This is a genomic window from Simkaniaceae bacterium, from assembly GCA_021734805.1.
Classification (GTDB): Bacteria; Chlamydiota; Chlamydiia; order Chlamydiales; family JACRBE01; genus Amphritriteisimkania.
Genome location: JAIPIG010000014.1, coordinates 37830 through 47632 on the forward strand (window position 1 = coordinate 37830; position 9803 = coordinate 47632).

A 9803-nucleotide genomic window follows, 5' to 3' on the forward strand; every position below is an offset into this window, starting at 1 on the left:
AAAAAACCAATTCTTCTTTTAGGAATTTAAAACCGCTTTGATGTGTTCGCAGTTTTTCTTACCGCAGGTGCATCCGATTGGCTCTCCTAAAAAGACCTGAAAGTGCTCGGATTGATCAAGGGGGTTTGTCACGGTATAGAGATTATCTCCGGTTTGCTCGATATCAAATTCCCTAAAAGAGAGTTCAATATCATCAACGGGTTCGTCAATATCTAAGGCCTTTTCCTCGGTAGGCTGCTCGCCTTTCATTGCACGAGCAATTTGGCAGTAAGTACAATTGCAATGAGGTTGCGCATCGGGAATACTGACTCCCGCTTCTTCCATTCCCAATGCCTTAGCAACTGAGGCAATTTTGGTGAGAATTTCAGGTGGCAGAGAGGGAAGGTTTGCTTGCTCCGGGTTATGCTGCATCGCTCCAAATCCTTGGAAGCCATCTAAACTAAACTGCATAGGCACTCCCATATTCATCGCAACTTTTTGAAAGTCAACATGGTCATTATTCGATGATAGGGCAGGTTCTTGTTCATTTGCCATCTCGAGAAATTCAGAATGGGCAATGAATACTTGCTCAACGATTTCTTTAGGAAGGCCCGGAATTTTAATGATGTGGCCATCCATCAAAATGATAGCAAGGACGGAAAGACCATGCTCATTGATCAATTGGATAGAAGTGATGTTTTTCCAAGAAGTGGATATATGAGGGGGTAGGCTCAAGAATTTGCTATTAATTTTCATAACTGCCTCGACATTAATATATGACTACCAAGAAGGTAGCATTTTTGATTGATACCAATATTTTAATCCATACCCGTTCCTTTGTCAACATATTTAGCACTCATGCTATTTGTCTGCAAATTTTGAACTTCTTTGTATCCAACCCCACCATTCTTAAATTTAATTTCATAAGATGCTTACAATCAATCGATTAAATATTGTTTCGCGAAAAGAAAAGCAAATCTGTGGCGGTTTTTTATGCAAACTCCTATGGTGAAATCAGATAGGAAAAATGGAAGGAGGAGTTTTTCACTTTAATTCATTAATAATTAATTATTTAAAAATGAAAAAAGAGGGCTAAATGCCAAGAAAAACCTATATCTTAGATACCAATGTATTGCTTCATGATCCGGAAGCTATCGAGCAGTTTGAGGGAAATGATGTTGTGATCCCCCTCATTGTTCTTGAAGAACTTGATAAAATGAAACATTACAGCGATGAACTGGGAAAAAATGCAAGACACGTTATTCGATATATAGATGGAATCATTAAAGGAGCCGATTTAAAAGTTGGTATTAAGCTCGGTAATGATATTGCCCTTCGTATCGTGGTCGATACGACAAATGGAGAGAAGAAAGCCTTTCCTCTGACTTTAGACCGCAGTAAAAATAAAGTTTTACTTATAGCCCATCATCTCCTTGAAAACGGGGAAGATGTTGTGATTGTCTCGAAAGATTTTGTTGTACGTGTCAAGGCCCAAGCTATTGGGATCGAAGCTCAAGATTATGAATCACTTAAAAACCCCCTTGAAAATGTGTATAAAGGCATGATAGAGAGGGAGTTAGATAAAGAATCTGTCAATAAGTTCTATGTCGAAGGGAAAATTGATCTCCCCTTAGATCGCCCCTTTTATCCCAATGAATTTTGCCATGTGAAATCGGGAGAAGAGACGTCTCTAATCGCAAAATTCGATAAAAAGACAAATCTCTTTAAAATGGTTGAGCCCTTAACTCGGGATATTTGGGGGATTAAACCCCTCAATACGGAGCAGCGCTGTGCTCTTGATCTTTTAATGCGCGATGAGATCAAACTCGTCACTCTGATTGGCCAGGCCGGTACGGGAAAAACCCTTCTAGCGCTTGCCTGTGGAATGAGAAAGATTTTCGATGAGAGCGTTTACTCGCGTATGCTGATTTCTCGCCCTATTATGCCCCTTGGAAAGGACATTGGCTATCTCCCCGGAAGTAAAGAGGAAAAGCTTTATCACTGGATGCAGCCGATCTTTGATAACCTGAAATTTCTCTGTGAGGAGACCTCGGGAGGAGAAGATATCGGTCAGGAAACAAAGAACTGGATCTTAGAGAGTAATAAAATTGAGATGGAGGCCGTTACCTATATTAGAGGGCGCTCTCTCTCTAAAATGTATATTATCATCGATGAGGCGCAAAACCTAACGCCGCATGAGGTCAAGACGGTGATCTCACGAGCGGGGCATGGGACAAAAATTATTTTAACAGGGGATCCAACGCAGATTGATAACCCGTATCTCGATAAGGATTCCAATGCGTTGACCTATATCGTTGACCGTTTTAAAGGGCAATCGATCTTCGGTCATATGTATCTTGAAAGAACGGAGAGATCTCAGCTTGCTGCTTTAGCCGCCCAAATACTGTGAAAATTAAAGTTTATATTTATAATTAAATTAATAATAAACAAAGTTTTAATGATTTAATTTTTATGTAAAATTTGGTATAATTTCGCTTTAATTAGAAAAAAAGCGGTGTTATATGAGCGTGCAGGCATTTAACCAACTTCTCAAAACATATGAAGAACCAATCCGTCTGATGAGCGATTTAACTAAGCTCATTCAAGGTGGCATAAGCTTATATAATGTCGTATCGACATTCATTGGTTTTATTCCCACAATGTGTACTCGTCTGGAAACTTCATTTGTTTGGGTGGTAGATCGCGCATCATGGGAAGAAGCCGGAGTATTCACTGCTCAGACAAATCGCCCATTATGGATGAATTCATTAACGCTTTTTGCAAAGGAAAAAATAAAAGAGACTTTAGTCAGTGAGGGGATTGGCAGTGGAAGTCACTTAGAATTTAAGCTCAAAGACAGAACCTTTTCAAAAACGATACGGTATCCTGATAACTTAGATACGCTCATCCTTGAGTGGCTTGATAAAAGCAATCTTGAAGAGAGCTATACAATCCAACTGACTCAGGATAAATATGAATTCGAAGCCGGATCTTTAAAACACAAAAAAGTTGAACACGAATGGACACGCGAAAAGGGCAACTGGGGCTCAATTGCACATACGTATTCTAAAACGGTTAAATCGATTGAGAAGGTCGATGTTCTTGTTCAGGCGATGTTGTTGTGCTCTTTAATGAAATACCTAGAAACACCGCATTAAAGACCATTAAGCATTTCCTGATCGGCATGAATAACCCATCCCCCGCCAAGACTTTTATAGACATCAACAAGGGTGAGAAAACTGTTGCCAAGTGATTTAGCATAGTCGATTTCAGCATTAAAGTATTGCCTTTCCGCATCGAGGAATGTGAGATAATCGGTTTGACCATCTTGATAGCGCAGGTTAGCTAGGCGGTAGTATTCTGCAAGAGTGAAGGTGCGATCGCGCTGGACATCGACAAGCTCAAGTGATTTCTCATGAGCAATCAACGCATCATTGACTTCTTTAAATGCATTTAAAATGGTTTCCTCATAATTATGGAGCATCTGCATTTTTTGTGCTCTAGAAAGGCGAAGCCCACTTGTTAAGCGCCCCCCGGTGAAGATCTCTTGAAGGAGGGTCGCTCCATATTGCCAAACACTCGAAGGACCTTTGAAGAGACTATCCAGAGCAGAAGTCTCTGTTCCAAAGGCTCCGGCTAAAGAGAGATCGGGGAAAAAGCGCGCTTTGGCGACACCGATATTGGCGTTAGCGGCCATAAGGCTTTGTTCCGCTGCAATGACGTCAGGACGTTGACTCATAATGTCAAAGGGGAGATAGGTGGGGATTTTAATTGGCATCGCGAGTTGAGAGAGAACTTTGCCCCGTTCAATGCTTTGAGGTGGTTTACCGAGCAATATCGATAGGAGGTCTTCTTTAAGGGCGATTTCTCTTTCAAGATCGATAATGGCCGCATCAGCTGATTCGACTTCTGAGAGGGCCTGCTGAACTTGAATTTTTGAAGTGAGGCCAAGTTCAAAGCGGACAATAGCGAGGTAGTAAGATTCTTCGCGAGAAGTTTTAGTTTGCTTGGAGATATTGAGCTGCATATCCAAGCTGCAAAGATCGATGTAGGCAGCAGCCACTGCACTGACAATGGAAAGGACTACGGTGCGCCGATTTTCAATGGATGCGAGAAGTTGTGACTGAGCGGCATCACTAGCATTCCGGATTTTCCCCCAAATGTCGACTTCATAACTCGCGTTGAGGATCAGATCAAAAACATTACTAATCGGTGTAATGCCAAAGGGAAGTGAAATGAGCGTTTCCGACATTTTTTCGCGCATGGCTCCCGCTTGACCTTGAATTTGGGGATAGAGTTGAGAGCGGACAATGCCAAGGCGGGCGATGTATTCATCAACGACGGCAACAGCTTGTTTAATATTTTGGTTGTAGGCGAGCGCTTCTTCAATATAGCGATCGAGCATGGGATCATTGAGTTCTTTCCACCAAGCAACATTCGAGTCTTGAGGGGCGATATCGGAAGGAGTGCGCCATTGAGAGGGGATGGCCATTTCGGGGCGTTCATATTTAGGTTTAAAAGAACATGAGGTGAAAAGAAGCAGCAGTATGAGGAAACTAATCTTTTTCATGGGGATCCTCTTCTTTTTTCTTGGAATCTCGATATAGGAGTGTAAAGAAGAAAGGGACGAAAAAGAGGGCTAAAATTGTCGCTGCGATCATGCCTCCAAAGACTCCCGTTCCGACGGAATGGCGTGAGGCTGCCCCCGCTCCTGAACTTGTAATGAGAGGAGTAACACCTAAAATAAAGGTGAGCGACGTCATAATAATCGCTCGGAAACGCAAGCTAGCCGCTTCTAGAGCCGCATCAATAATCGATAACCCCTCCTCCTTGTGCTTAATCACGGCAAATTCGACAATTAAAATAGCATTTTTGGCTGATAAGGCAATGAGCGTGACAAGTCCGATTTGGAAATAAACATCATTTGGCATTCCCTTAATCCAAATAGCGATAAAAGCCCCAAGTGCTCCAAAGGGGACTGCCATAATAATTGCAAGTGGAAGGGACCATTTTTCATATAGAGCCGCTAAGATGAGAAAAACCATGATAAGCCCTGCAATCAATACAAGAGAAGAGGTTCCTCCCGTTGATAGTTCTTGGTAAGCTTCACCGCTCCACCCAAAGTTCATGTCGGGGGGAAGGGCTTCTTTGGCGAGCTCCTGCATTGCTTGAATGGCTTGTCCGGAGGTATAGCCGGGAGCTGCTCCTCCAATTATTTCCGCTGCCGGATAATCATTAAAGCGGCTGACTAAATTGGGACCGTTTTTGGGATAAATCGTAAGGAGTGATTTAAGGGGAACCATTTCGTTATAACTCGATCGCACATACATATCGCCGAGATTGTCAAGTCGTTCTCTAAATTCGGGTTGCGCCTGGATAATCACCTGATAGACGCGACCGAATTTGTTAAAATTATTGACATAGACCGATCCGAGAAGCGTTTGCAGGGCTTGAAAGACATCTGAAACACTCACACCTAGAGCGCGTGTTTTATACCGATCGAGATCGACGTAGAATTGTAAATTATCAAATTGGGCCGTGGTATGCAGGGGCGAGAGTTCGGGGCGTTTTTTTGCCGCTTCAATGAATTGCATCGTGGCCATTTTTAAGGCTTCATTGCCGCCATCACCCCGATTTTCAATCCAAAACTCAAAGCCGCCAACCGTTCCGATTCCGGGAATCGCAGGTGGGTTTGTCACTAAAACCTGTGCATCCTGAATAGCAAAAAACTCCTTTTGCAAATCGCGGATGATGGCATCGGCATGCAAGTTTTTTGCTTTGCGCTCACTCCAATCTTTTAACATGATGAAATTCGTTCCGATGGTCGTTCTATCCAAGCTTTCTATAATACTAAATCCGGTGAGTGAAATCACTTTATCCACGCCCGGATGTTTCAGTGCAATATCTTTAATTTGATCATCGACATTGATCGTACGATCAAGGCTTGCCGCATCGGGAAGATAGGCAATCGAAATGATATACCCCTGGTCTTCATTGGGAACGAAACTGGTGGGAGTGATTTTAAATAAGAAAAAGAGCCCTCCCAAAATTGCGGCAAAAACACCGAGGCTAATGGTGCGGTGATGGAGAAAAAAAGAGGCAATTTTTAAATAACCATTGGTTACTTTTTGTAATCCGGTATTAAAAATTTGGGCCCATTTTCGCTCTTTTTGTTTTTTTTGTAATACAATCGAAGCAAGAGCCGGGCTAAAGGTGAGAGCGACAAGCCCGGAAAAAACAACAGAGATGGCGATGGTCATCGCAAATTGCTTATAGAGCTGTCCTGCAATTCCCCCTAAGAAGGCGATGGGAATAAATACGGCGCAAAGAACAAAGACAATGGCAATGATGGGGCCCGTCACCTCTTTCATCGCCTTAGTCGCTGCTTCTTTGGGTTTTAAATTAAAGGTGTGGAGATTGCGCTCAACATTTTCAACAACAACGATAGCGTCATCGACAACAATTCCAATCGCGAGGACCATTCCAAAAAGGGTCAGTGTATTAATTGAGAATCCGAGGGCATACATGCCGGCAAAAGTTCCTACAATAGATACGATAAGAGCCACAACGGGAATTAAAGTGGCTCGAATCGTTTGTAAAAAGAGAAAGACGACGAGGACGACGAGGATGGCGGCTTCAAGCATCGTGCGAACAACTTCAACGATGGATCCTTTGATAAATAGTGTTGTGTCATAGGGGATGTTATAAGTCAGTCCTACGGGAAAACCCTCAGACATTTTTTCCATGGCTTGCCGAATGGAATTGGCAACATCAATGGCATTGGCCCCATATTCTTGATAGATAGCGAGCAGTATGGTTGATTTGCCGTCAATAGATCCGTCTACGGTATAATCTTGAGCGCCCAAATCCACTGTGGCAATGTCTTTGAGAAGAACCATAGCGCCGCTTAAATCGGCGCGGATGATAATATTTTCAAAATCTTCAGGCGTTGACAGTCTTCCCTTTGTTGACATTGGGACCGTGAGAGTCACGGGATGAGGGTTAGGGGCTTGACCGAGCTGACCAATGCCAAAGTCATTATTTTGTTCCTGAACGCAATTGTAGACATCATTAGTTGTAATCCCAAGCTGCGCCATCAAATCGGGGCGCAGCCAAATTCGCATCGAATAGTCGCGCTCACCAATGATTGTAATATTACTAATCCCGGGAAGGAGCTCAAGAGAATTAACGACATTAATGCTCGCATAATTGCTCACAAATTCTTGACTATAGCGACCGTCAGGCGATTGCAGTGCGACAATAATTAAGATATTCGGCGTCTGTTTATTGATATCGATTCCCTGCTTCTGAACGCTTTCAGGCAATTGAGAAATTGCTTGATTGACAAGATTTTGGACATTGACCTGATCCATATCGGCGTTACTGCCTAGAGCAAAATAGATGTCGAGCGTCATATTTCCGGTCGATGCGTTTTGCGAATACATATAGAGCATATTTTCAGCACCGAGAATTTGCTGCTCCAACGGGGAAGCCACATCGTCAGCCATCGTTTGGGCATTGGCTCCATTATAGGTTGCGGTCACTTGGATCAAAGGAGGGGTGATATTGGGGTACTGTTCAATGGGTAAAGAATTCATCGCAGCAAGACCTGCAAGTGTGATGATAATGGAAATCACACTGGCAAAAATAGGGTGATGGATAAAAAACTTAGAAATCATTGGACAAAGTTACCTAGTGATGATGGGGGGGATTGTTCATTTGAGGGAGAGGAGGGCATCCACTGAACAATTTTAACAGGTGTGCCATTTTGAACTTTATTCACACCCTGACCAACGACGATATCGCCGTTTTGAAGTCCCTCGTTGATAATCCAATAGTTTTTATACCAATCTCCTGCTGAAACGGGGCGGATTTGTGCTTGATTATTTTTATCGATGACATAGACAAAAACGCCTTTTTGCCCTTGTTGGACTGCCGATTGAGGGACGATAATGGCATTGGGCCGCGTTGCTCCTTTGACAATCACTCTGACAAATTGCCCGGGCTTGAGCCATCCCTTAGGATTGGGTAAAATAGATCGAACGAGCATTGTTCCCGTACTTTGTTGCAGAGCAGGATCGGTGAAGTCAATTTTCCCTTCGGCAGGCAAAATGGAATTATCTGCCATCATAATTTCAATTTTAAAGTTCATTCCTTCGGGATATTTGAGGCGTTTTTTGAGCATTTCTTCTCTTGCTTTTAGAATGTCGCCTTCGGATACTGCAAAGTTAACCCATATGGGATCGATCACATATAGAGTGGTCAGAAGGCTATCGGGACCGGGAGCAATCAAAGCGCCTTCTCGGAATTTAGCTTGAGATGCCATGGCTGTCACCGGAGCTCGGATCGATGCAAAGCTGAGATTGAGATTGGCTTTCAATAAATTCGCTTGAGCGGATAGGACACTTGCTTCAGCTTCTTTTTCTGATGCAATGGCATCATCGAGATCTTTTTGACTCACGGCATTTTGCTCATAAAGAGGAATCATCCGGTTTTTACTTTGCTGAGTATTCCAAAGTAGAGCTTCTTGGTAAGCGAGTTGGCCTTTAGCCTCTTCTACAGCTGCGATAAAGGGTCTGGGATCTACGACAAACATCAAATCATTGGCTTGGACAAGTCCTCCCTCTTCATAGGAGATTTGTTCGAGATAGCCTTCAACGCGCGCGCGCAGTTCAACGATATGGGAGCTTTTAGCAACCCCGACAAATTCAAAATCTGCGGGGATGGTTTGGGCAACTACTTTCATGGCTGAGATGGGGACCTCAAATTTTTGAGGTTGTTGTTTTTTATGACAGGCGGTGAAGTAAATCGATAACAAGCATATAATGAATAATTTAAGGTTTTTCATCTCTGTGCACACCCTCACTCGAATTCCAAAAACGATGAAATAGCACTTTATTATTAAATAAACAATTGTTTTAAAACGCCTTAAATATTAATTGTTAAATAAACGATTTTTATTAACGCTGGTTTTAATGATTTCATTTAAAAGATATTACAAAATATTAATCATCCTGGCTTTAATCTTGATCTTTTACCTTTTGGGCCTGTCACAGTATTTCATCTACGCGGAGATCAAACGCCACTATTCCGGTTTTATGACATTTGTCTCAGATCATTGGTTTTGGACTTCATTTTTATATATTATCAGCTTTATCGTGATGGTTTCACTTGCCATTCCACTTGGTGTTTTTCTATCTATTTTAGGGGGATTTTTGTTTTTTCAACCTCTCAGTTTGATCTATGCCGTCTGCAGCGCAACAATGGGATCGATCATCTTTTTTTGGGTTGCACGGACAAGTTTGGGTGATTTTCTAAGTAAGAGGTGGGGATCAAAACTCATTCGTATTGAAAAAGAAATAGAGAATAATGGCCCCAGTTATCTTTTGTTTTTAAGGCTGATTCCTATTTTTCCCTTAGCATTGGTCAACTTAGCGGCAGCCCTTCTTCGAGTTCCTTTTTGGCGGTTTATATGGACGACATTTTTTGGAATCATTCCGATTATGTTTATCTATACGCAAATCGGAGCTGCGATGGGATCTATTTTAGATATTCATCAAAGCTTGTCTTTCAATACGCTCTTTAACTTGCATGTCAAGTTAGCTTTAATTGGTCTAGCGCTTTTTGTTTTGCTCCCGATTCTCATCAAAAAATTATACCGCTCTTGAATCACTCCCGGTATAAAAGGGTGTAACTAAAAATTGTACTCATATTTAGGCGGCCACGCTTTGAGGGGTTTCCTCTTTCCAAAATTCATCCCAGTCTCCGTTTGCTCTTAGTATTCTGAGATTGATCATTGCTTCTGCTAGCTCTGATTTCCACCA

7 protein-coding genes are annotated in these 9803 nt (G+C 42.4%); 3 read left to right on the forward strand and 4 right to left on the reverse strand.

Going from position 1 to position 9803, the window contains the following annotated elements; all coding sequences use genetic code 11:
• Positions 1-18: 18 nt before the first annotated feature.
• The gene (locus tag K9M07_03940) at positions 19-735 is read right to left on the reverse strand and encodes a hypothetical protein (protein ID MCF7852378.1); all 717 of its coding nucleotides are present in this window, start codon (positions 733-735) and stop codon (positions 19-21) included.
• 340 nt (positions 736-1075) lie between these two features.
• Between K9M07_03940 and K9M07_03945 the strand changes: the two genes are divergently transcribed.
• Together K9M07_03945 and K9M07_03950 are read left to right on the forward strand one after the other, a co-directional pair.
• A complete protein-coding gene (locus K9M07_03945) occupies positions 1076-2389 on the forward strand; it encodes a PhoH family protein (protein ID MCF7852379.1) in 1314 nt (437 codons plus the stop codon).
• Positions 2390-2501: 112 nt separating this feature from the next.
• Positions 2502-3137, forward strand: coding sequence for a hypothetical protein (locus K9M07_03950; GenBank protein ID MCF7852380.1), 636 nt, complete (start codon positions 2502-2504; stop codon positions 3135-3137).
• Here the strand turns inward: K9M07_03950 and K9M07_03955 are convergent.
• From K9M07_03955 to K9M07_03965, 3 genes are read right to left on the reverse strand one after another with little or no spacing between them, the layout of a single operon-like run.
• A complete protein-coding gene (locus K9M07_03955; protein ID MCF7852381.1) occupies positions 3134-4549 on the reverse strand; it encodes an efflux transporter outer membrane subunit in 1416 nt (471 codons plus the stop codon). The genes K9M07_03950 and K9M07_03955 overlap by 4 nt on opposite strands.
• Complete coding sequence (locus tag K9M07_03960) at positions 4536-7655, reverse strand: multidrug efflux RND transporter permease subunit (GenBank protein ID MCF7852382.1); 3120 nt, start codon at positions 7653-7655, stop codon at positions 4536-4538. Before K9M07_03960 ends, K9M07_03955 begins: the two co-directional genes overlap by 14 nt.
• Positions 7655-8827, reverse strand: coding sequence for an efflux RND transporter periplasmic adaptor subunit (locus K9M07_03965; GenBank protein MCF7852383.1), 1173 nt, complete (start codon positions 8825-8827; stop codon positions 7655-7657). Before K9M07_03965 ends, K9M07_03960 begins: the two co-directional genes overlap by 1 nt.
• 250 nt (positions 8828-9077) lie before the next feature.
• Here K9M07_03965 and K9M07_03970 point away from each other — a divergent pair, with 250 nt between their 5' ends.
• Complete coding sequence (locus tag K9M07_03970; GenBank protein ID MCF7852384.1) at positions 9078-9647, forward strand: VTT domain-containing protein; 570 nt, start codon at positions 9078-9080, stop codon at positions 9645-9647.
• Positions 9648-9803: the final 156 nt, after the last annotated feature.